The 984-nt window shown below is 65.4% G+C and carries 1 pseudogene; it reads right to left on the bottom strand.

Annotated elements, in window-relative coordinates:
* Positions 1-313, bottom strand: a pseudogene (locus tag ACWFR4_RS48735) (hypothetical protein); the annotation flags it as partial.
* Between the last annotated feature and the right edge of the window lie 671 nt (positions 314-984).

The following is a 984-nucleotide window of genomic DNA, read 5'->3' as shown; positions in this document are numbered from 1 at the left end:
CACCGCTCGGATCGCCAACCGGTGCGGCCGACATCGATACGGTGGGCGGCGGAATCGCTGGAGCTTGGACACCAGTGCCGCAGCGCTCATCTGGTGAGCCGGGTGCGGCCAGGATCAACAGAGCGCACAGGTCGAAGAGGCTCACGGGGCCGAACCCGCGGCTCGACAACCTCTGGAGGGTGCCTCGCGCATCCCCGGAGGGGTGCGGGGTGTGAGACGCGGCTTGGTTGATCAGGTCGTCCGCGATGACCTCGAGCGCCGCCCAATACTCGGCGGTTCGGAAAGAGGATCTGCGCGAGGGAGCAGCGGCCATGCCGACAACCTATAACCGGCCCCGGCTCCACGAGCGTCCGCCCCAAGGGGAGTTCATGACAGGCCGTCTCCAACATGTGAGCGGCGTGCCCGAGCAGAACGTGCTGGGGAGAGTCCACGAAGCTTCAGACCGCGCCCGGTTCATGCCACCCCACCGGGACCGGGCTCGGGCGCAGTTCACTGCTCCCGTGCGCGTACAGGTTGTGGATCTCGCCGACGCCCCAGGCCGATCGGCGCGGCCGTTCTTCGACGCCCCTGAGTCCATCAACGGCGAACTCACCGATATCTCGGGTGCCTGCGAAGCGTCAGGCAGGTCAGGGATGTAAACGGTTTCGAACTTGCCTAACGAGTATCCGAGGGCTGTCAGGCAGGTCGGCCACGCCTGGAGGACGAACCTCCACTCACTCAACACCCAGAGGAGTGCCACCTCTTGCATGACTGTCGGGGTACCCCTACAGTTGAAGTGTCGGGGTACTCCGACACTTCAACTCCCCTGGGGGACGCACCATGGCTCTGACCATCAGTGCCGAGCTGCTGAAGGAGCTGTTTGAGCGTGGGAGCAGGCATGGTGAGACCGCGATCGTCCTCGGAGAGGACGGCTGGGACTGCCACGTGCACCACGGGCTGACGCTGTCGGAGAGGCTGACCGGGCTCACTTGGGAAGATGTGGCC

Source organism: Streptomyces sp. NPDC055140, assembly GCF_053607285.1.
The sequence above is the reverse complement of the archived record's forward strand: the minus strand, read 5'-3'. Positions and strand labels throughout refer to the sequence as shown.